Raw genomic sequence first — 22,836 nt, 5'->3', positions numbered from 1 at the left:
GGCCTGTGGCGCATGACGATGGACGGCAGAATGCTTTTCTTGCTTGTCCTTTTACCGTTTCTTGGCAGTGCCATAACAGGTCTATTCAAGGGCGTTGATCGCACCGGATCAGCGTGGTTTACAGCAGCCATAGCGCTTGTAGCCTTTGTCATCACAGCAAGCCTTTATCCTATCGTAGCTAATGGCGGCGTTGTTCGCGGATCAATTGACTGGCTTCCAAATTACGGCCTGAATGTAACGTTTCGAATGGACGGTTTCGCCTGGCTTTTTGCCATGCTGATTACAGGCATTGGCCTGTTGGTTGTCATTTATGCGCGCTACTACATGTCACCGGAAGACCCGGTCCCGCGCTTTTTCTCGTTCCTGCTATCGTTCATGGGGTCGATGCTCGGCGTTGTGCTATCGGGCAATATTGTACTGCTCGCCGTTTTCTGGGAGCTGACCAGCATCTTCTCGTTCCTGCTCATCGGCTACTGGTATCACAATGCCAGCGCCCGTGATGGCGCACGTATGGCTTTGACAGTAACCGGTATTGGCGGTTTCTGTTTGCTTGCAGGCGTGCTTTTGCTCGGCCACATTGTCGGCAGCTATGATCTGGACAAGCTTCTCGAAGCAGGAAATGTCGTTCGCGCACACCCGCTTTATACGGTCGCGCTTGTTCTTATTCTTATGGCGGCTTTTACCAAGTCAGCGCAGTTCCCATTCCATTTCTGGCTACCCAATGCGATGGCGGCACCCACACCGGTTTCCGCCTATCTGCATTCAGCAACGATGGTGAAAGCGGGTGTTTTCCTGTTGGCGCGTTTGTGGCCAGTCTTTGCCGGCACCGAAGAATGGTTCTGGATTTTGGGCCTTGCCGGCCTCACGACCTTGCTGATCGGTAGTTTCTTTGCGGTATTCCAGCAGGACCTCAAAGGTTTGCTGGCTTATTCAACCATCAGCAATCTTGGTCTTATTACTGCTCTGTTAAGCCTCGGCAGTCCGCTTGCCGCAGTCGCAGCGATCTTCCACATGGTCAATCACGCCATCTTCAAGGCGTCACTGTTTATGGCGGCAGGCATCATCGACCACGAAACCGGCACGCGTGACATGCGCAAGCTGAGTGGTCTGGCACGCGCCATGCCTTATACCGCGACGCTTGCCATGGTTGCGAGTGCTTCCATGGCTGGTGTTCCGTTGCTCAATGGTTTTCTGTCCAAGGAAATGTTTTTTGCCGAAGCTGTTGAAACGCACATGGCTTCGTCGCTGGATACACTCACGCCATATATCGCGACGCTCGCCGGTATATTCACGGTCGCTTATTCAGTGCGTTTCATCTATTCGACCTTCTTCGGCCCTGCACCGCACGACCTGCCGAAACAGCCGCATGAACCGCCGCACTGGATGCGTCGTCCGATCGAACTTCTGGTCTTGCTCTGCCTGTTGATCGGTATCATTCCAAATATCGCAATCGGACCTTTCCTGCATTCGGCAGTGGTTTCGGTACTTGGAGATGCAACACCGCAATATAGCCTCTCAGTCTGGCACGGATTTAATCTTCCGTTGATGATGAGTATTGTGGCGATGATTGGCGGTATCATTCTGCATTGGGCGCTGAAAAACTATCTTGCGACCAGTGAAGACGGCCCGCCATTTTTCCGTCATTTGCAGGGACAGCGTATTTTCGAACGCGTGCTCGTTACCGTTTCCTGGAACTGGGCACGTAAGGCTGAAAACTTCTTCAGTACGCGTCGTCTCCAGCCACAGCTGCGCATTGTCGTGGCCGTTGCGCTTGTCGCCGCTGCATGGCCAATTTTCGAAGACGGCATCCATGCGGGTATGCTTGGTGTGCAGCCTGTCGATCCGATCTTTGCCGGTCTTTGGATTTTGGGTGGAGCCTGTGCGATTGGCGCTGCTTATCAGGCAAAATATCACCGTCTTGCAGCGTTGATCCTGCTGGGCGGGGCGGGGCTTATCACCTGTATTACGTTTGTCTGGCTCTCTGCCCCCGATCTCGCGGTCACGCAATTGCTGGTAGAAATCGTGACCACCGTTTTGCTTCTGCTTGGCCTGCGCTGGCTGCCCAAGCGTTGGGAAGATCCCGATCCTATTCCGGTGAAGTTCGGCCCAAGACTGCGCCGCTATCGCGATTTCGCGTTGGCCATTGGCAGTGGCGTCGGTGTGTTTATCATCTCTTATGCAATGATGACCCGCCCATCGCCGGTTAGTATTGGCGATTATTTTCTGCAAAACGCCTATTCGGGCGGCGGCGGCAAAAATGTCGTGAACGTTATTCTGGTTGATTTCCGCGCCTTTGATACTTTTGGTGAAATCGCAGTTCTTGGCATCGTAGGCCTGACGGTTTTCGCACTGTTGCGCCGTTTCCGTCCTGCACCTGACAGCACCGGCTCGACTGCACAGCAGAAAATTCAGGACGCCTATGATGAAGCCATGGAAGACCGCGAAAAAGGTGAGACGCTCACCGACTATCTGGCTGTGCCTTCTGTAATCATGCAGTGGCTGTTCCCGGTCATTATCGTACTCGCGGTTCACCTAATCCTGCGCGGGCACGACCTGCCGGGCGGTGGCTTTGCGGCTGGCATCACCTTGGCGGTTGCGTTCATCCTGCAATATCTTGCCGCTGGTACGCGTTGGGTTGAAGATCATCTGCGTATCCTGCCTGTACGCTGGATAGGCGTCGGGTTGCTTGTTGCAGCCGCGACAGGGGCGGGCGCATGGATATTCGGCTATCCGTTCCTCACATCCTTCTTCCAGTATGCCGAGATACCGAATATCGGAAAAATGCCAATCGCGAGTGCGCTCTTGTTTGATATCGGCGTCTTCGCTCTGGTCGTAGGTGCCACTGTTCTGATGTTGATCGCCCTGGCCCACCAGTCGATCCGTAAACATCGTGTCGAAAAAATTGCCGCTGCGAAGGAGGAGAACTGATGGAACTGGTTCTCGCTATAGCAATCGGCGTGTTGATGTCGTCTGGTGTCTGGCTGATCCTGCGTCCGCGCACATTTCAGGTGGCCATAGGTCTGGCGCTTGTGTCTTATGCGGTTAATCTGTTCATCTTTTCGATGGGCCGTTTGCGCACCAACGCACCGCCGGTGCTTGATTCCGGCATCAGTGTTCAGGCTGCGCAATATACCGATCCTGTGCCTCAGGCGCTGGTTCTGACCGCTATCGTTATCGGCTTTGCTATGACTGCGCTTTTCCTTGTCGTGTTGCTCGCATCGCGCGGAATGACACGCACCGACCATGTCGACGGCAAGGAGAATTGATGATGGACTGGAAATCACACCTCATCGTCGCACCCATTCTCCTGCCGCTTGTAACGGCTGCATTGTTGCTGATGTTCGATGAACGCAAGCGCAAGCTCAAAATGGCGATCAATACGATTTCCATCATGGGCCTGATCTACATCGCTTATACGCTACTCGGTGTTGCCAGCGAAAAAGCGCCGGAAGCTTCGGTTTACCTGATTGGCAACTGGCCCGCACCATTCGGTATTGTGCTGGTTCTCGACAGGCTCGCTGCGCTGATGCTCATGCTGACCAGCGTGCTTGCTCTGGCGGCCCTCAGCTTTGCGCTTGCCCATTGGCACAAGGCAAGCCCGAATTTCCATACGATCTTCCAGCTGCTGCTGATGGGCCTGAATGGCGCATTTCTGACAGGCGATCTGTTCAATCTCTTCGTATTCTTCGAGGTTATGCTCGCAGCATCTTACGGCCTGGCACTGCATGGTTCGGGACCGGCGCGCGTCAAGGCGGGCATGCATTATATTGCGGTCAATCTGGTTGCGTCATCGCTATTCCTGATCGGCGTCAGTCTGATCTACGGTGTGACGGGTACGCTTAACATGGCGGATCTTGCGCAGAAGATTTCGCAGGTAACGCCGGAAGATCGCATGCTCCTTGAAGCAGGCGCTGCCATTCTCGCGGTCGCCTTCCTGGTGAAAGCAGGCATGTGGCCGCTCAATTTCTGGCTCGTGCCTGCTTATACGGCAGCGGCGGCTCCGATTGCGGCTATTTTCGCGATTATGAGCAAGGTCGGCATTTACGTTCTCTTGCGTCTTTCACCGCTCATGTTCGGTATTGGCGCTGGCGAATCCTACGGTTTTGGTAACGACTGGCTCTATTATGGCGGTATGGTCACGCTGGCTTTTGGCCTGATTGGCGTGGTCGCGTCGCAGGCCATGGGGCGTCTTGCGAGCTACAGCATTCTTGTGTCATCCGGTACGTTGCTCGCAGCCATCGGGAGTGGCAATACTGCGATGACCGGTGCGGCACTCTTCTACATGGTCAGCTCCACACTGACGATTGCTGCTTTCTTCCTTCTGATCGAACTTGTCGAACGCGGTCAGGATGCGGCGGCAAACGTTCTTGCGGTCACGATGGAAGCCTATGGCGACGACGAGGAGGAAGAAGAGGAAGAGGAAGTTGGCGTCGTTCTGCCTGCCACCCTCGCCATTCTCGGCACCTGCTTTGCCATAGTAGCAATTCTTCTGATTGGCCTGCCACCGTTCTCTGGCTTCATAGCCAAGTTCCTGATCCTTGCAGCCGTTTTCAACGGCGATGGGGCAGCCCCGACCTTAGCTATGCCGGTCAGCCCTGCAAGTTGGGCACTGATAGCGCTTATCCTGCTTTCGGGACTTTCAGCGCTGATTGCGATGACCCGCACAGGCATTCGCACGTTCTGGGCCTCGCTTGAGGGCAATGTGCCGCGCGTTCTGGTCCGCGAAGTGGTGCCAATTGCCGGCCTTCTGGCCGTCTGTCTGGCACTGACCATCGCAGCAGGCCCGGCCATGGGATATATGGATGCGACAGCTCGTTCGCTGCACAATCCAAAAGACTACATCAACAGTGTCCTTAATGCGCCGCGTGTAGACGGAGAAACGGTGGAGGTAAAATGAGAAAAATTCTACCTTTCCCGCTACTCTTCTTATCTTTGATTGTGTTCTGGCTTCTGCTGAACGGGTTTACACGCGCGCAGCTGATCCTGGGTATCATTATTGCGCTCTTTGCCTGCCACGCAATGACAGCGCTTCAGCCGCAGAAAAATCATCTGCGCTCGATCCCGACCATGTTGTGGCTGTTTTGGGCCGTCAGCATCGACATCCTCACATCGAACATTGCTGTTGTGAAGCTGATCCTGTCTCGGCGTAAGGAGCGTCACCCGGGCTTCGTGGTCATTCCACTCGATCTTGAAAATCGAACAGGACTGGCAGTCCTTGCTTGCATCATCACCACAACGCCGGGAACTGCCTGGGTTGATTACAACGTTGCCCGCAAGACGCTGACAATCCATGTTCTTGATCTGGAAGATGCAAAAACCTGGCGAACAACGATCAAGCAGCGCTATGAACAGCCTCTTATTCGTATATTCGGAGCGCGAGACATAGTGAAAGAGGAGCAATCGGCATGAGCGCAGTTATTCTTTTCTGGTCACTACTCGCTGCACAGATCATGCTCATAGCAGCCATGGGCTGTGTGGTTTATCGCTTGCTCATCGGACCACGCGCACAAGATCGCGTACTGGCAACCGACGCCCTGTATCTCAACGCGCTTCTGCTGCTGCTTACTTTCGGCATGCGTACAGGCAGCGTCATTTATTTTGAAGCCGCACTTATCATTTCGCTGCTTGGGTTCGTTGCCACGGTGGCACTTGCCAAATTCCTGATGCGCGGGGAGGTGATCGAATGATCGGAGCCGCTGATCTGCCCGTCTGGGCCGCCATCGTCATTTCATTTTTTCTGGTTTCCGGCGCCTTCCTAACACTCGTCGGTTGCATTGGACTTGTTCGTTTCAAGAGTTTTTATGAACGCATTCACGCGCCGACAATTGGTTCTTCGTTCGGCGCCGGTGGAATCTTGATTGCTTCCATCATGTTTTTCTCCATCTTGCAATCCAAGCCGATTCTGCATGAAGTGTTGATTACCGTCTTTGTGGTCATCACAACGCCGGTAACGCTCATGTTGCTAAGCCGCGCGGTGATTCATCGTGATCAGACGCAGGACAGCAAAGAGCTTCCTTCATCTTCCGACCAGAAATGATGGTTGGAAGCATCGGCCTGAGGCATTTGGAGGAGTGCTGAAGGCTGCGGCCAATTGTCCATATGCACCTTGCATCCAGACATGCGGATTGAAGGTTGAAGCCATTTGAATTATCTGAATTTCAGTAATTTCTGAAAATTCAGAATTTACGGGAGAGAGAACTTGGAATTATCGCCAATTGTTCAGTCGTTTGTACTCCACTTCGGAGAGATGGGTAGCCGCTGGGGTATCAACCGTACGGTTGGACAGATTTATGCGCTGCTCTATCTATCGTCTGAACCCTTGTGTGCGGATGATATCGTTGATGCGCTTGGTGTTTCGCGCTCCAACGTTTCGATGGGCATCCGCGAGTTGCAGGGCTGGAATCTTGTGCTGCTGAAGCACATACCCGGTGATCGTCGCGACTTTTTCACGACTCCGGGCGACGTGTGGCTGATTTTGCGAACGCTTGCGGAAGAACGCAAGAAGCGCGAAATCGATCCGACTTTGTCGGTGCTTCGCGAAGTTCTGATGGAGCAACCGGAAGGCGACAGCGACCGTTTTGCGCAAGATCGCATGAAGGACATGTACGCACTCATCGAGCGACTGACCAATTGGTACGACGACGTCAAGAAACTCGATACCGACAGATTGACCAGCCTTCTGGCGCTCGGCGCCAAGGTGACCCGCTTCCTGGAAACCACGGACAAGATAGTGGCGCTGGGACGCGGGAGAGCATCGGCCAAAAAGGAGCCTAAACGAGAGTGAAACCCGTTGTCCCCCGAACGGAAGAAACGGCACAACAAGACGGCGAAACACCAGACGACAAACGTCGTCCGCGTCGGCGTCCAGTTCCGTCTCTGCTGAAAACGGGGGCAAGGTTTCAGGCCGTGGCGGCACTTCTTTGGCTGCCACAGGCCGCACTTCTCGCCTATGGTGTAGGCTATCTCGCCAACACAGGTTTTGATGCCACAATCTATTATCTTGCTGCAGGGCTTTTTCTTATAGGCTGTTTGCGCAGCCTTCTGGATGCACACGGCGCAACGAAGGCTTTCGATGCAGCAAGAAGTGAACTAGCCAAGCTCCGAGAGAAAGCGGTAACTGCGTTATCGCAGCGTTCACCTCTTGATACATCTCGTCAATCTTCCGGAGAAGCTGCAAGCATACTCGCTGAGCAGGCAGAGATGGTTGTTCCTTATCTCTCTCGCTTTGTGCCAGTTCGCATTCGCGTCATGCTGGTTCCGTTGGCAATTCTTGCAGTCGTCCTGTGGTTTTCCTGGGTAGCAGCCCTGATCCTGCTGATAGCGGCACCTTTGATCCCGATTTTCATGGCGCTAATCGGCTGGCGTGCAAAAGCCGCCAGTGAGAAGCAACTCATGGCTTTGGGCGACATGAACGGTTTTCTGCTCGATCGTCTGCGTGGGCTTGCAACAATTCGCAGTTTTAATGCTGTCGATATGACCGCAACACGTCTCCGCGATAATGCCGAGACGTTGCGCAGCAAGACAATGGTTGTTCTGCGTATCGCTTTCCTTTCATCAGCCGTTCTTGAGCTCTTTGCAGCTCTTGGCGTCGCTATGGTAGCGGTTTACATCGGCTTTCATCTGCTCGGGCCTCTTGGCTTTGGTGCATGGGGACATAAGTTGAGCCTCGCTGAGGGCTTGTTCATTCTCCTGCTTGCCCCCGCATTCTTTGAACCTCTGCGCGATCTCTCCGCTGTTTGGCATGACAGGGCGTCAGGCGAAGCTGCCATTGATGCGCTCGAAGAGCTTGCAAAGCACGAAATGCCAGTGGTCGGAGGCACAGTAGTCGGCGGCATTGAAGCTACGGAAAAGGTCGGGAACACACCGTCGTTGATGCTGCGAAATATCCGTTTTCGGTACTCCACGGGTGAAGATGTGTTCGCCAGCTTTAATCTGGATATTGAACCGGGTGAGCATGTAGCGCTTCTCGCGCCGAGTGGTTATGGCAAATCGACATTGCTCGCCTTGATTGCCGGACTGGCAGCCCCCCAGGAAGGAGAAATCCGTATTGGCGGTGTTGTACTTCAGGATGAAACGGCCACAAGTCTTCGGGCGAGAATGCGATGGGTCGGTCAGAGGCCACATATTTTTGCAGGAAGTGCCCGACACAATATAACTCTCGGTCGCGATGCTGATGCTGAGAAAACCGCCTCGATAATCAACCAGATGGCCTTGAGCCATGTGGCAGGCATTACCGGAACCGGTGTGATCGGCGAAAATGGTGCGGGACTTTCCGGTGGCGAAGCGCTTCGATTGGCCTTGGCACGCATCGCTATGGATCAGGACACCGATATCATTCTCGCTGACGAGCCAACGGCGCATCTTGACCATGAAACGGCTGACCGTATCGCCGACACTCTGATCAGCCTCGCTAAAGGCAAGACGCTCATCATTTCGACGCATGATGAGAAACTCGCAAGCCGTATGGATCGCATTGTTCGGCTCGATGATTTGAGTGGCGAAGCCCAAGTCTGGCAGAAGAGGGCAGCAGAATGAACGGACTTCAATCGCTCCGCCCAATCCTGCAACTTTTCTTCCGCACAAAAGGGCTGATGCTTTACGCAGGCATTGCAGCTGCAACAGCGACGGTTCTCACAGGCATTGCTCTGCTCGGCCTTTCAGGTTGGTTTATCACGGCCACCGCTATCGCTGGTTTGAGTGTTGCAACAGCCGTAGTCTTCGATGTTTTTGCACCAGCTGCCGGTATTCGTCTTCTTGCAGTTTTACGTACGGGTGCACGCTATCTGGAGCGCCTTGTAACGCATGATGCGACGCTCGCCATTCTTGCAGCGCTGCGCGAAAAACTGTTCCGGAGTTGGGCTCGTCCGGCAGCGGCGAATGCATTGCTCAAACGGCCAGCACGGCTTCTGTTCCGACTAACCGCGGATATCGATGCGCTTGATTCACTCTATCTACGCGTCCTCGTACCAGCAGGTGCGGCGCTTGCAACCGCACTTATTACCGGTGTGGCGCTTGGCCTGATGCATCCGCTTTTTGGTCTGATCATTGCGTTGACGCTGCTTTTTGTCGGACTCGGACTGCCGCTTATTGCAGCCAGGCGTGCTGAAAAGCCTATGCGTCGGCGCGCCAAAGGCACCGAAGCGCTGCGTGCGCGGACAGTCGATCTGGTTGCAGGGCAGACTGAACTCATTATGGCTGGGCGGACGGACAGTCAGAATGCAAGCATCATGCGAGCCGATAGCTACATCGCATCAAGCGACCGCGTTCTCAACCGTATTGAAATTTCGACCGGTGCCGGTCTTGGCGTCCTCCATGCGGGTCTCCTCGCAGGTGGACTGGTTAGCGCCGGACTTCTTATGCAAGCTGGATTGATTAATGCTCCTGTGGCTGCTCTCGCGCTGCTGATTATCCTTGGCGCAATGGAACCATTTGCAGCACTGCGCCGTGGCGCAATGGAACTCGGTCGCACCATACTTGCGGCGCGCCGTGTAGCTCCAGCACTTGAAGCATCCGATAGGCTTCAAGTGCTGGCATCACCTGCAAAGGGCTATGCTGTGAACCTGAAACAGGTCACCGTTCGCCATGAAGGTGTTGTAGCGAAAGCTCTTGATATGGTTGATCTGAGCATTGCCGAAGGCGAGCACCTAGCGATCATCGGCACCAGCGGCGCTGGTAAATCTACTCTTTTCAATCTGCTGGCAGGCGAGATCAGCGCCGAGAATGGCAATGTCCGAGTTTTACCAGCACGACTTCTGACGCAACGAACCGAGCTTTTCAAAGACAGTATTCGTAACAATCTCAAGCTCGCGAAGTCAGATGCAAGCGATGCGGAGCTAAACGCCGCATTGGAAGCCGCCGGTTTAGGCGACTTCATGAAAGCCCAGACCGAGGGACTGGATACTGTTCTGGGCGAGGGGGGACTTGGGCTCTCTGGTGGTCAGGCCAGACGCCTAGCTTTGGCCCGGCTGTTCCTGACAGACGCTCCTTTATGGCTCCTTGATGAGCCCACTGAAGGGCTCGATCAAGCTACCGCCGAGGATGTGCTTTGTCGCCTTGATGAACAGGCCAAAGATCGAACCTTGTTGATAGCGACGCATATTCAACGCGAAGCACGCATTTGTGATCGTGCGATTGTTTTGGATCAAGGCGTGCTCATTAACTCGATGACCAAAGGAGAACCCTCGTTCGAAGAAGCCCTCAAATCCTTGAGGTGAAATTTAAGTAGGGGGGCTGTGAGCCGGCCCATCGTCGGTAACAGCTCATAACATCAGGAGGGCCGGACTTGCCGGCTTAAAGAGATGGAATTCGATATTGTCTCCCTGTCGAGATTGCAGTTTGCAATCACGGCACTTTATCACTTCCTCTTCGTACCTCTGACATTGGGTCTATCCGTGCTGCTTGCCATCATGGAAACCGTTTATGTCATGACCGGAAGGCTCATCTGGCGGCAGATGACCAAGTTCTGGGGTACGCTGTTTGGTATCAACTTCGCTATGGGCGTCGCTACCGGCGTTGTGATGGAGTTCCAGTTCGGTATGAACTGGAGTTATTACAGCCACTATGTAGGCGATATTTTCGGCGCGCCTCTGGCGATCGAAGGCTTGATGGCCTTCTTCCTTGAAGCAACCTTCGTGGGCCTGTTCTTCTTTGGTTGGGATCGCCTTTCCAAGATCGGGCACCTTATGGTGACCTATGCCATTGCTGCGGCTTCAAACTTCTCCGCGCTCTGGATTTTGATAGCAAATGGCTGGATGCAAAACCCGGTCGGCTCAGCTTTCAATCCGGAAACCATGCGCATGGAAATCACTGATTTCTTCGCGGTTCTCATGAACCCTGTGGCACAAGCGAAGTTCGTCCATACAGTTTCGGCTGGTTATGTAATCGCTTCGGTTTTCGTACTCGGCGTTTCAGCCTGGTATCTGCTAAAGGGGCGCTCAACCGAACTTGCCAAGCGGTCGATGACCGTTGCGGCATCTTTTGGTCTTGCGGCGTCTCTCTCCGTGGTTGTTCTCGGCGATGAAAGCGGCTATCTCGCCAACGAACATCAGAAGATGAAAATCGCGGCCATCGAAGCCATGTGGGAAACAGAGCCAGCCCCGGCTTCCTTTACCCTCTTCGGTTTTCCAGATCAGGAAGCGCGTGAAACCCATTTCGCCGTGCATATTCCCTGGGTCATGGGCCTGATCGGTACACGCTCGCTCACAACGCCGATTGAAGGCATCGAACAGCTTGTCGAAAATGCGCAAGGGCATATCCGCAAGGGTATCATCGCTTATGACGCGCTTCAGAAAATCCGTGCCGCAGGCGATACAAACGCTGTGCCACAGGATGTTAAAGACGTCTTCGCCGACAACAGCCAGTGGATGGGCTATGCGCTGCTCTTGAAACGTTATGTCGATGATCCGCGTCAGGCGACAGATGCGCAGATCACGCAGGCGGCCAACGATACGGTTCCGGGCGTTCTGCCACTGTTCTGGGCATTCCGCATTATGGTCGGTATAGGCTTCTTCATGATCTTGTTGACCGGCACATTCTTCGTGCTGTCGGCACAACGCAAGCTGGATCGTTATCCGTTCCTGCTGAAAGTTGCAGTATTCGCAATCCCACTTCCCTGGATCGCCGCCGAGATGGGCTGGATCGTTGCCGAATTCGGACGACAGCCGTGGATTATCGAAGGTATTCTGCCGACTGCGGTCGCAGTCTCCAATCTTGGTGCTTCAACGGTTCTTCTCACCATCGCCGGATTTGTCGCGATCTATACGGTCCTCTTCATCATAGAAATGGGCCTGATGTTGCGCGCTATCAAAGCCGGTCCTGAACCCGATAGCAAACCAGAAGCAAAGCTTGCACCTGTAAGCATTGCGCCAGCGGAGTAAAAATTATGATACTCAGCGATTTATTGGACTATGAAACACTCCGCATCATCTGGTGGGTGCTGCTCGGTGTATTGCTGATCGCCTTTGCCGCGATGGACGGCTTCGATCTCGGTGTCGGTATATTGTTGCCATTCGCAGGCAGAACCGACGTGGAACGCCGCATTGTCATCAACACGATCGGCCCCGTATGGGAAGGCAATCAGGTGTGGCTGATCCTTGGCGGTGGCGCTATCTTCGCCGCCTGGCCTCCACTTTATGCCGTATCTTTCTCAGGCTTCTACCTGGCGATGTTCCTCATATTGTTCGCCCTGATCCTGCGTCCGGTTGGCTTTAAATTTCGCTCCAAGCGCGATAGCGTTGCCTGGCGTACAGGCTGGGACTGGGCGCTATTCATCGGCGGCTTTGTGCCCTCATTGATCTTTGGCGTTGCAGTCGGAAATGTATTGCAGGGCGTTCCATTCCGATTCAACGACGATCTGCAGATCTTCTATGACGGAACATTCTTCGGCTTGCTCAATCCGTTTGCTCTTCTTTGTGGCGTCCTTTCTGTCACGATGATGACGATGCTCGGAGCAAGCTGGCTGGTGCTGAAGACCACTGGCGAAGTGCAGGCACGAGCGCGTTCATATGGCAGTATTGCTGCGCTGCTAACGACCGTACTCTACATCGTAGCGGGCATCATCAGTTGGTTCTGGGTGTCGGGATATGCCATCACAAGTACTGTGGTGACAGGTGGACCATCCAACCCGCTACGCAAAGCTGTTGAACTCGATCATGGTGCCTGGTTCGTCAATTATATGAACTACCCGGTACTGCTGATCGCGCCTGCACTCGGTATTCTCGGTCCGCTACTGCTCTTCATCATGCTTCGCAGTAAACGAGAAGTAACCCCGATACTTGTCGGGCAACTATCCGTCTTCGGCATCATAGCCTCGGTCGGCGTTTCGATGTTCCCGTTCATTCTGCCATCTTCGATTGATCCTCGGTCGAGCCTGACGGTCTGGGATGCTTCGTCAAGCCACATGACTTTGTTCATCATGCTGGTGGTGACGTTGATCTTCCTTCCGCTGATCGTCGCCTATACCTCATGGGTTTACAAAGTTCTGTGGGGCAAGGTTGATAAGGAAATGATCGAAGACGAGAGCAACCACGCTTATTAGAGCGCCCGATAAATCCAAACTGAGAAAGGAAGAGCAAAATGTGGTATTTCTCCTGGCTTCTGGGCCTGCCGCTTGCTGTAGCTTTCGCCGTATTAAACGCCATGTGGTATGAGTTGATGGATGATAGGGTGCGCAAGCGCCTTGCTGGCGACCCAACCGCTGACCTGGCGCGCGAAGGCAACAAGCATCATTGATGTTTTAAAGTAAAATGGCCCGGAAACGGGCCATTTCTTTATTTGACGTCAAAACCAAATCAATTCCCGCAATCCGACAACCAACACGGCATTAGAGCGCGTTTCGATCTGATTGGATCAGATCGGCGCTCTAACTTCTTCTATTTTAAGCATAATCTTATCGATCCTCGTTTCACTCCGGTCGGATTATGCTCTAGAGCTGTGGACAAAATGCCTCACATGGGAGTAAAGCGCCAAGTTTTCTTTCTGCTTACATCGTAATCGTACCAATAGGTACTGACGTATTCGTCAACGTAAAGAAATAATATTGCGCTGTATGGACACATTCTTATCATTAAAAACGTATATGAAATCAGTTGTATAAGCTTGTTTCGATAGTGAGTTTCAGCGACCTTTATTTCTCTTCGGAACCATCCAGATTTTTATGGAATGCGGTTAGCGAAGAATAATCTTGCTTTATTCTGAAAGCCGTTCCACCCTGAATGAAGTGAAATCGGAGGAGGAAAACCGGCTTCACGTCGCATGGGAGGAATGAAGCCAGCCTGCTTAGGGTTGGCTATCGGTGAGGCGCAGGTGCTTTACCGGAACAAAATCGAAATCCACCCGTTCGACATTTTGTGCCAATTTGCGAGGCCAATTTGCGAGGTATGCCCGCATGAGTGACGATGTCGTCCTATCCCTGCATGTTCCTGAACCGGAATGGCGGCCCGGCGATGCGCCGGATTTCTCCCATGTCAAAATCCCACGTGCAGGCAGTGTCCGCCGTCCCGAAATAGATGAAAAGCCGGAAGCCATGCGCGATCTGGCGTTCAGCATCATCCGGGTGCTCAATCGGGATGGCGAGGCGGTTGGTCCCTGGGCTGGAACCCTTACAGATGATGAGCTGAAAGAGGGTCTGCGTCATATGATGATACTGCGCGCTTACGATGCGCGCATGATGATGGCCCAGCGTCAGGGCAAGACCTCGTTCTATATGCAGCATCTGGGCGAAGAAGCAGTCAGCTGCGCTTTCCGTAAGGCGTTGCGCAAGGGCGACATGAATTTCCCGACCTATCGACAGGCGGGATTGCTCATTGCTGACGATTATCCACTCGTCACGATGATGAACCAGATTTTCTCCAACGAACAGGACCCGCTGAAAGGTCGCCAGCTTCCGGTGATGTATTCATCACAGGAGCATGGCTTCTTCACTATCTCCGGCAATCTCGCCACGCAATATACACAGGCCGTCGGCTGGGCCATGGCATCGGCTATCAGCCACGACACCAAGATCGCCGCTGCCTGGATTGGCGATGGTTCGACGGCAGAAAGTGATTTTCACGCAGCTTTGGTCTTTGCTTCGACCTACAAGGCGCCTGTGGTGATGAACATCGTCAACAATCAGTGGGCGATCTCGACATTTCAAGGCATTGCACGCGGCGGCTCCGGTACGTTCGCGGCGCGCGGCCATGGCTTCGGCATTCCGGCCCTACGAGTTGACGGCAACGATTATCTGGCTGTTCATGCCGTGGCCAAATGGGCGGTCGAACGCGCGAGACGCAATCTTGGCCCGACCATCATTGAATATGTAACTTATCGTGCCGGCGGGCATTCAACATCCGACGATCCATCCGCCTATCGTCCCAAGGCTGAAAGCGATGCATGGCCTTTGGGTGATCCGGTCCTGCGATTGAAGAACCATCTCATTTTGCGCGGTGTGTGGAGTGATGAGCGCCACAAGCAGGCCGAAGCAGAAGTGATGGACATGGTTGTTGCTGCACAACGCGAAGCAGAGGCAATTGGCACGTTGCATGACGGGCGCAAGCCTTCCATGCGCGACATGTTTGAGGATGTCTACGCAGAGACACCACCACATTTGATCCGCCAGCGCCATGAAGCGGGGTTCTGATACATGAGCAAGACGACAAAAATGACCATGATCGAGGCCATTCAGAACGCCCATGACATTGCCATGGAGCGCGATCAGAAGGTTGTCGTGTTCGGTGAGGATGTCGGTTACTTTGGCGGTGTGTTTCGGTGCACCGCCGGTTTGCAGAAAAAATACGGCAAAGAACGATGTTTCGACGCGCCGATCAGTGAACTTGGTATTGTCGGTACAGCCATCGGCATGGCGACTTATGGCTTGCGCCCCTGTATCGAAGTGCAGTTTGCGGATTATGTCTATCCGGCCTATGACCAGATCGTCTCGGAAGCGGCGCGCTTGCGCTATCGTTCGGCGGGTGAATTTACATGCCCTCTGGTGATCCGTATGCCGTCAGGCGGCGGCATCTATGGCGGGCAGACACACAGCCAGAGCCCGGAGGCACTTTTCACTCATGTTTCGGGCTTGAAAACGATAATGCCTTCAACGCCGGCCGACGCGAAAGGCCTGCTCTTGGCAGCCATCGAAGATCCTGATCCCGTCATCATGTTTGAGCCGAAACGGCTTTATAACGGCCCGTTCGATGGTCACCACGATAAGCCGGTTACCTCGTGGAAAAAGCATGATCTGGGCGATGTGCCTGAAGGTTATTACACTGTACCACTCGGCAAGGCTGCAATCCGTCGCGAAGGCAATGATGTGACCGTTCTGGCATACGGCACCATGGTTCATGTCGCTCTCGCAGCCGCAGAAGAGACAGGCGTCGATGCTGAAATCATCGATCTGCGCACGCTTCTTCCGCTTGATACCGAAACCATCATGGCGTCTGTCAAAAAGACCGGACGCTGTGTGATCGTGCATGAAGCAACGCTTACCTGTGGCTATGGAGCGGAGCTTGCAGCCCTCGTGCAGCGTGATTGTTTCTATCATCTCGAGGCGCCAATCGTTCGTGTGACCGGCTGGGACACGCCATATCCACATGCGCAGGAATGGGCCTATTTCCCTGGTCCCGACCGGGTCGGCCGCGCGCTCACATCGATCATGGAAGCCTGAGGGGAGAGAAACATGGCTCATTTTACAATCAAACTCCCCGATGTTGGCGAAGGCGTTGCAGAGGCCGAACTTGTCGAATGGCATGTGAAAGTTGGCGATATTGTGCGGGAAGATGATCTTCTTGCTGCCGTCATGACCGACAAGGCAACAGTAGAAATTCCCTCATCACGCGGCGGCAAGGTCATCGCCATCAATGGCGAAGTCGGTGAAAAGATCGCCGTAGGCTCTGAACTGGTCCGTCTAGAGATCGAGGGCGGTGCGACTGAAGAAAAGCCTGTCGAAAAAATCGAGAAAAATCCGGCTCCAGCGACGGTGGAAACGGTCAAACCGCAATCGGCACCAGCTCCTGAAACACCCGTTCTGCTGCAGACGCCGGTTCCTCCAAAAGCGGCTGCTCCCAAGCGTGAAGCCACAAGCCGCGCATTCTCTGGCGCAGGTCCAGTACGCAGCGAGGGTGAAAGGCCGCTGGCAACACCATCCGTCAGATTACGCGCCCGCGATGCAGGCGTCGATTTGCGTCGTGTTCGCGGCACGGGTCCGGCGGGACGTATCACGCATGAGGATATGGACGCATATTTCAAGCTGGAAGCTGGTGGTTCCCCGCAAACAGCCGGATATGTGGCTGATACGACGGTCAATGAAATCAAGGTAATCGGGCTTCGACGCAAAATTGCTGAACGCATGGCGGAAGCCAAACGTCATATCCCGCATATCACCATCGTCGAAGAGGTAGATGTCACGCAGCTCGAAGAACTACGTACGGGTCTTAACAATGAGAAGAAGGAAGGGCGTCCGCGGTTGACGCTGCTGCCTTTCGTCATCCGCACAATCGTCAAGGTTGTGAAAGAGCAGCCGGGACTGAATGCACATTTTGACGACGAAGCCGACATTATCCGTCAGTTCGGTGGCGTGCATGTTGGCATCGCCACGCAGACGCCGAATGGGCTGATCGTTCCGGTCGTGCGTCATGCTGAAAGCATGAGTGTGTTTGCGGCAGCAACCGAGCTCACGCGCGTTACAGAAGCTGCTCGCAACGGCACTGCAAAGCGCGAAGAACTGTCCGGCTCCACAATCACAATCACATCGCTCGGGCCGCTCGGTGCAATCGCCACGACACCAATCATCAATCGACCGGAAGTTGCGATTGTCGGCATCAACAAGATGGCCGTCCGCCCGATGTGGGACGGCACACAATTTGTGCCGCGCAAGATGATGAACCTTTCGTGCAGTTTCGACCATCGCGTGATCGACGGCTGGGACGCCGCTGTCTTTGTACAGAAACTAAAAAGCCTGCTCGAAACACCTGCGATGATCTTTGTGGAAGGCTGACACTATGAGTGAAATTTCCTGCAAACTTTTGATCATTGGTGGTGGTCCCGGCGGCTATGTCTGCGGCATCCGCGCAGGTCAGCTTGGTATTGATACAGTGCTGATCGAAAAGAAGCGTCTCGGCGGAACGTGTCTGAACGTTGGTTGTATTCCGTCGAAGGCGCTGATCCATGCTGCAGACGAGTTTCATCGTCTCACAACATTCGCAAACAAGGGTTCCCTTGGCATTTCGGCACAAAACCCCGCGATTGATTTTGCCAAAACGCTTGAGTGGAAAGACGGTATAGTCAATCGCCTCAACAGCGGCGTGGCAGGACTTCTGAAACGCTCTCATGTGCGTATGTTTCAGGGGCAAGCCCGGTTCATCGATGGCAAGACTGTACTGGTCGATACCGACACTGGGCGCCAGACAATCCACGCGGAAAATATCGTTATTGCGACGGGTTCTGTGCCGGTCGAAATCACCTCATTGCCGTTTGGTGGCAATATCATTTCATCGACCGAAGCACTCGCTCTCGAAAAGATACCCGAAAAACTGGCAATCGTTGGCGGCGGATATATCGGGCTCGAAATAGGCACCGCCTTTGCCAAACTCGGCTCGAAAGTTACTATCGTAGAAGCGACTGACAGGATTTTACCACAGTACGATGTGGAACTGACGCGACCAGTCATGGCGCGATTGAAACAGCTCGGTGTTGAGGTGCTCACCAATACCTCTGCCAAAGGCATGAAAGCAGATGGCCAAGCGCTGGAGATCACCACATCTGATGGCGCGACCCGTTCTATCGATGCGGACAAGGTTCTCGTCACGGTCGGCCGCAAGCCGCAGACGGATGGCTGGGGTTTGAGCGAAATCCGGCTTGATATGGAAGGGCGTTTTATCCGCATTGACGACAAATGTCGCACATCCATGCGCGGTGTCTATGCGATTGGCGATGTGACCGGCGAACCGATGCTTGCGCATCGAGCTATGGTGCAAGGCGAAATGGTGGCCGAGATCATTGCGGGCGGTAAACAGGTCTGGGACAAACGCTGCGTTCCTGCAGTCTGCTTCACTGATCCTGAGATTGTGACAGTGGGCTTATCTCCTGATGAAGCCCGCAAGGCCGGATATAATATTCAGACCGGTATTTTCCCATTCCAAGCCAATGGCCGCGCAATGACCATCGAGAGGGAGGACGGCATGATCCGCGTTGTAGCACGGGCTGACAATCACGTCATCCTTGGTATTCAGGCAGTCGGGGTCGGCATTTCGGAATTGTCAGCGGCTTTTGCTCAAGCGGTTGAAATGGGCGCGCGTCTGGAAGATATCGCAGGTACGATCCATGCTCACCCGACACTCAGCGAAGGCTTTGCCGAAGCCAGCATGAAGGCACTCGGCCACGCGCTCCACGTTTAATCCTTTGGCTTGCGCTCGTGCCGCCAGACAAAAATGGCGGCACCGGCAACCATTGCTGCAAGTGCAAACCATGTAATCGCATAGGAAAGATGGTTGTTGCGGAAAGTGACAACAGTCAGACCACCAATTGGCACGTTGCCCGGATTTGACTTTGCGTCAGCATCGATGAAATAGGGCGCTACAGTGCCAAGACCTTCCTTGGTTGCAAAAGCCACCACATCGCGCGAGTTCCATTCATTGCGGTCGGGGTCGTTGGGGCGAAGGAAAAAGCCATCCGGCTCCGGCATACGCAGCAGACCAGTCACGGTTGTCTCACCTGCAATCTGTGTTTCGACCCGCAATGCAGGATCGCGCCTGGCATCCGGTATAAATCCACGATTGATAAATGTCAGAGCACCATCATCAGAACGCATAGGAGTAAGAACCCAAAAGCCTGATCCGCGCTCGGTCAGCGCACGGACGAGTACTTCCTTGTCGTTAAGATAGGTTCCCGTAAGCGCAACATGCCTGTATTCATCTTCAGCCTGATTGACATTGGCCCAGTCATCACGCCCCGGCGCTGCAACTGGCTCCGCATGCACCCGCGCATCGACGCGCGCAATGAGATCAAGCTTCCATTGCAAGCGCTCTACCTGCCAAATTCCCAGACCAAGAAACAAGGCAAAGAAACCCACAGCCAGAACTGACAAAAAGCCGAGGAAGAAACGCGATTTCTTCTTTTGAGGGGCTTCGTTCATTTCGGCCGGGGCGGACATGGCAATTTCCTGATCTTGGGGGAGGGTAAGCTGCCCTCAGATACCCCAGATGGCATATTTAAGAAAGTGCAGCGCACGGCAAAAGAATGTTACTGAGAAGCGCTCTTAGCCAAAAAAACAGCGCCGTATGTCCTCTTAGCGGACATGGCGCTGGCATTTATAAATTGGGTTATGCGCTTTTATGAACTCTGCGTCTGCGATGCGAATAACCACCTTTAGAAAGGCGCAAAACATTGCAAACCTGTGTCCGATCTTCGGACGGCTTTTCCATCTGGGATTTTATGTTTAGCAATGCCTGCTGTGTGACCACTCGATCTCTGTCGCTAGGTCCAACAATTATGCTCTTCATCGATCATTCTCCCTGTTTTTGGGCGCGGCGACAGCTTCGAAAGCTACGCCGACCGGTCGTCAAGAATGTACGAATGAACCAATTATTAACCTAAATGGGTAGCTTGACAAGCGCCGTTTTGCAACCTTGCGTAAGCCCTTGTCCATACGTATGAAAAAGCCGGAACGCCCACGCGTCCCGGCTTTCTGCCACTGTCATTTCAATCGATCAGTCGCGATTGCCACTCAGAATTTCGCGTTTTCCGACATGATTGGCGACACCAACCAGGCCTTCCTGTTCCATACGTTCAACGAGCGAAGCAGCACGGTTATAGCCGATGCCCAAACGGCGCTGGATGTAAGAGGTGGAGCATTTCTTGTCACGCATCACAACCTTGACGGCCTGCTCGTAAACATCATCACCATCTTCCGAACCCATAGCGGAGCTGTCAAAAACCGCTGTATCCTGCGCTGTGTCGTCGTCTTCTTCATCTTCGGTCACAGTCGCCAGATAATCTGGACGGCCCTGTTCCTTCAAATGATTGACGACCTTCTCGACTTCCTCGTCTGAAACGAACGGTCCATGAACGCGGACGATACGGCCGCCACCGGCCATATGAAGCATATCGCCCTGACCAAGAAGCTGTTCTGCGCCCATTTCACCAAGGATCGTACGGCTGTCGATCTTAGACGTAACCTGGAACGAGATACGGGTCGGGAAGTTGGCCTTGATCGTGCCGGTGATAACATCGACCGAAGGACGCTGCGTCGCCATGATGAGGTGGATACCAGCAGCACGCGCCATCTGTGCAAGACGCTGTACGGCACCTTCGATATCCTTGCCAGCAACCATCATCAGGTCGGCCATTTCGTCGATGATAACGACGATATATGGCATTGGCGTCAGATCGAGTTCTTCCTGAACGTAAGTTGGCTCGCCTGTTTCCTTGTCAAAGCCGGACTGCACCGTGCACATCACGGTTTCGCCTTTGCCCTTGGCAGATGCGGCACGCTGATTGAAACCTTCAATGTTACGCACACCCAGACGTGCCATCTTGCGATAGCGGTCTTCCATCTCGCGCACGGCCCATTTCAGAGCCACAACGGCCTTCTTCGGGTCGGTAACAACTGGCGTCAGAAGGTGCGGAATACCATCATAGATGGAGAGTTCGAGCATCTTTGGATCGACCATGATCAGGCGGCATTCTTCCGGCTTGAAGCGGTAGAGCAGCGACAGGATCATCGTGTTGATGGCAACCGACTTACCGGAACCAGTGGTGCCGGCAACGAGCAGATGAGGCATCTTAGCCAGTTCTGCAATGATCGGCTCGCCACCGATGCCTTTACCGAGGCAAAGTGGCAGACGATAGTTCGAGGATTCGAACGTACGAGAGTCGATCATCTCACGGAGATAAACCGTTTCGCGATTGGCATTCGGCAGTTCAATACCGATGACATTGCGACCCGGAACGACGGCGACGCGAGCCGACAATGCCGACATCGAACGGGCAATATCATCAGCAAGACCAATAACACGGGAAGACTTCACACCCGGTGCAGGTTCAAATTCATAGAGTGTAACGACCGGGCCGGGGCGAACATGAATGATCTCGCCACGCACGCCAAAATCTTCCAGCACGCTTTCAAGAAGGCCAGCACTGCGTTCAAGCATTTCCTGCGTGATCACATTGCCTTCAAGCGATGGCGGCTCCTGAAGCAGATCACGCGGCGGAAACTCATAGTCGCCATGCATTACAACAGCTTCCGTCCGGGGGAGGGGCTGAGGCTGATAAAGCGCAATAGAAGGCGCTGCTTTCGCTGGAACAGGAGCAGCAACTGGCGCTGGCTGTTCTACTTCTTCAACAATCTGTTCTTCGACACCATTGAGAACCACATCGGTTTCGACAATTTCTTCAACTGGCCCTGCGATTTCTTCAACCTTCGGTGCCGCCGCTTCAATTGCTGGTGCTGCAGGTGCTTCAACCTGAACGGCAACAGGTTCAGGTACGACCGGTGCTTCAACCTTTACCTCTGCTACAGGCGTAACAATGGGCTGTGGCGCAGGTTCGGTGACGACTGGCTGCGCAATCGCGACAACTGGAGTCTCGTCAACTTTCTGCTTGTTCCACTCGACAGTGCGGAACTGCGCAATGATGGATTCAACCGTTGGAACAGGACGCTTTGGTGTCTCTGCGACGACAGCAGCAACTGGCTGCGCCGGGGCTGAATCGAAATCGAAGCTTTCCCAGAATGCGAAATCCGACAGATGGGCGAATGCGGAAACAGCTGCATTGCTGATCGGTTCAGCATGCACCGTTACCGCAACCTGCACGGGTGCAACTTCAATCGGCTGCACAACGGGCGGCTGCGCGATGGGGGCAACAGCGGCGGCTGTCACAACTGGTGGCACAGGTGCGACAGGCGTGCGAACCATATTTTGGGACACGGATTGCTGAAGAGCAGCGACAGCCATCGGCTGGGCTTCTGCGACCTTCGCAACCTCGGCAGGAGAGGTCTCTGGAGCGGCTGTCTTGGTACGACCGTTGATATCCGGCAGATCTTCGCCACGGCGCCGAACGAGTTCAACCTCCGGCGTACGGGTAAAACGTACATTTGCCCCCAGCGCGAAATGCGCCTTCCATGCTCCGTCCGAATCCGGTGAATGCGCTCCCAACGGGTCGCGTTGCGGCTTCTGCTCGGAAGCAGTTTCTGCACGATTACCATTAGTATGGGGAAAATTTTCTCTCAAATTACGCATGATACCTGAACCATAGATATGTCGCCCGAATGAGCCTTAGTAATAAAAAATGAAGGTTAACAACCCCCTTCACAATTCACTCAAAACCGACAAATTTCTTAGACAGGGCCAGCCGCACGACAAT

The 22,836-nt window shown here is 53.9% G+C and carries 19 protein-coding genes; 16 read left to right on the top strand and 3 right to left on the bottom strand.

Annotation, left to right across the window (positions count from 1 at the left end; genetic code table 11):
• The first annotated feature begins 12 nt into the window (after positions 1–12).
• The 16 genes from ACSME1_RS17280 to lpdA all read left to right on the top strand — a co-directional run bounded on the left by ACSME1_RS17280 (position 13) and on the right by lpdA (position 18,872).
• Positions 13–2,928, top strand: coding sequence for a monovalent cation/H+ antiporter subunit A (locus tag ACSME1_RS17280; RefSeq protein WP_435655075.1), 2,916 nt, complete (start codon positions 13–15; stop codon positions 2,926–2,928).
• Positions 2,928–3,266 (top strand): Na+/H+ antiporter subunit C, encoded by a 339-nt coding sequence (locus ACSME1_RS17275; protein ID WP_024897886.1) that lies wholly within the window; start codon positions 2,928–2,930, stop codon positions 3,264–3,266. Before ACSME1_RS17280 ends, ACSME1_RS17275 begins: the two co-directional genes overlap by 1 nt.
• Before the next feature lie 2 nt (positions 3,267–3,268).
• Positions 3,269–4,897: a monovalent cation/H+ antiporter subunit D gene (locus ACSME1_RS17270; protein WP_128094440.1), complete on the top strand. Its 1,629-nt coding sequence runs from the start codon at positions 3,269–3,271 to the stop codon at positions 4,895–4,897.
• Positions 4,894–5,409: a Na+/H+ antiporter subunit E gene (locus ACSME1_RS17265; protein WP_435655074.1), complete on the top strand. Its 516-nt coding sequence runs from the start codon at positions 4,894–4,896 to the stop codon at positions 5,407–5,409. Before ACSME1_RS17270 ends, ACSME1_RS17265 begins: the two co-directional genes overlap by 4 nt.
• Positions 5,406–5,687, top strand: a complete 282-nt coding sequence (locus ACSME1_RS17260; protein WP_024897889.1) for a K+/H+ antiporter subunit F — start codon at positions 5,406–5,408, stop codon at positions 5,685–5,687. The genes ACSME1_RS17265 and ACSME1_RS17260 overlap by 4 nt, the downstream gene beginning before the upstream one ends.
• A complete protein-coding gene (gene mnhG, locus ACSME1_RS17255) occupies positions 5,684–6,037 on the top strand; it encodes a monovalent cation/H(+) antiporter subunit G (protein ID WP_024897890.1) in 354 nt (117 codons plus the stop codon). The genes ACSME1_RS17260 and mnhG overlap by 4 nt, the downstream gene beginning before the upstream one ends.
• 162 nt (positions 6,038–6,199) lie before the next feature.
• Entirely contained in the window at positions 6,200–6,784 is a 585-nt protein-coding gene (locus ACSME1_RS17250; RefSeq protein ID WP_024897891.1) for a GbsR/MarR family transcriptional regulator, read from the top strand.
• Positions 6,781–8,535: a thiol reductant ABC exporter subunit CydD gene (cydD, locus tag ACSME1_RS17245; protein ID WP_435655073.1), complete on the top strand. Its 1,755-nt coding sequence runs from the start codon at positions 6,781–6,783 to the stop codon at positions 8,533–8,535. The genes ACSME1_RS17250 and cydD overlap by 4 nt, the downstream gene beginning before the upstream one ends.
• On the top strand, positions 8,532–10,214 hold the full coding sequence (gene cydC, locus ACSME1_RS17240) for a thiol reductant ABC exporter subunit CydC (RefSeq protein WP_435655072.1): 1,683 nt from the start codon (positions 8,532–8,534) through the stop codon (positions 10,212–10,214). The genes cydD and cydC overlap by 4 nt, the downstream gene beginning before the upstream one ends.
• 84 nt (positions 10,215–10,298) lie before the next feature.
• Positions 10,299–11,876, top strand: a complete 1,578-nt coding sequence (locus ACSME1_RS17235; RefSeq protein ID WP_207488813.1) for a cytochrome ubiquinol oxidase subunit I — start codon at positions 10,299–10,301, stop codon at positions 11,874–11,876.
• A 5-nt stretch (positions 11,877–11,881) separates the two neighbouring features.
• Positions 11,882–13,036 carry a cytochrome d ubiquinol oxidase subunit II gene (cydB, locus tag ACSME1_RS17230; RefSeq protein ID WP_424576879.1) on the top strand — a complete coding sequence of 385 codons (1,155 nt, stop codon included), beginning with the start codon at positions 11,882–11,884 and terminating at the stop codon, positions 13,034–13,036.
• A 38-nt stretch (positions 13,037–13,074) separates the two neighbouring features.
• Positions 13,075–13,230 (top strand): cytochrome bd-I oxidase subunit CydX, encoded by a 156-nt coding sequence (gene cydX / locus ACSME1_RS17225; protein ID WP_100557025.1) that lies wholly within the window; start codon positions 13,075–13,077, stop codon positions 13,228–13,230.
• Between the two features lie 655 nt (positions 13,231–13,885).
• The gene (locus ACSME1_RS17220) at positions 13,886–15,118 is read left to right on the top strand and encodes a 3-methyl-2-oxobutanoate dehydrogenase (2-methylpropanoyl-transferring) subunit alpha (protein WP_100558003.1); all 1,233 of its coding nucleotides are present in this window, start codon (positions 13,886–13,888) and stop codon (positions 15,116–15,118) included.
• Positions 15,119–15,121: 3 nt separating this feature from the next.
• On the top strand, positions 15,122–16,144 hold the full coding sequence (locus tag ACSME1_RS17215) for an alpha-ketoacid dehydrogenase subunit beta (RefSeq protein ID WP_435655071.1): 1,023 nt from the start codon (positions 15,122–15,124) through the stop codon (positions 16,142–16,144).
• A gap of 12 nt (positions 16,145–16,156) precedes the next feature.
• Complete coding sequence (locus ACSME1_RS17210; RefSeq protein ID WP_435655070.1) at positions 16,157–17,473, top strand: dihydrolipoamide acetyltransferase family protein; 1,317 nt, start codon at positions 16,157–16,159, stop codon at positions 17,471–17,473.
• Between the two features lie 4 nt (positions 17,474–17,477).
• The gene (lpdA, locus tag ACSME1_RS17205; RefSeq protein WP_435655069.1) at positions 17,478–18,872 is read left to right on the top strand and encodes a dihydrolipoyl dehydrogenase; all 1,395 of its coding nucleotides are present in this window, start codon (positions 17,478–17,480) and stop codon (positions 18,870–18,872) included.
• Here lpdA and ACSME1_RS17200 read toward each other — a convergent pair.
• The 3 genes from ACSME1_RS17200 to ACSME1_RS17190 form a co-directional block, all read right to left on the bottom strand.
• Entirely contained in the window at positions 18,869–19,627 is a 759-nt protein-coding gene (locus tag ACSME1_RS17200) for an SURF1 family protein (RefSeq protein ID WP_207488808.1), read from the bottom strand. The genes lpdA and ACSME1_RS17200 overlap by 4 nt on opposite strands.
• 169 nt (positions 19,628–19,796) lie before the next feature.
• The gene (locus tag ACSME1_RS17195) at positions 19,797–19,976 is read right to left on the bottom strand and encodes a hypothetical protein (protein WP_084486815.1); all 180 of its coding nucleotides are present in this window, start codon (positions 19,974–19,976) and stop codon (positions 19,797–19,799) included.
• A gap of 207 nt (positions 19,977–20,183) precedes the next feature.
• A complete protein-coding gene (locus tag ACSME1_RS17190; protein ID WP_435655068.1) occupies positions 20,184–22,712 on the bottom strand; it encodes a DNA translocase FtsK in 2,529 nt (842 codons plus the stop codon).
• Positions 22,713–22,836: the final 124 nt, after the last annotated feature.

It is taken from the genome of Brucella pituitosa, assembly GCF_965577835.1.
Classification (GTDB): domain Bacteria; phylum Pseudomonadota; class Alphaproteobacteria; order Rhizobiales; family Rhizobiaceae; genus Brucella; species Brucella pituitosa.
This window is presented reverse-complemented; position numbering and strand designations above follow the sequence as displayed.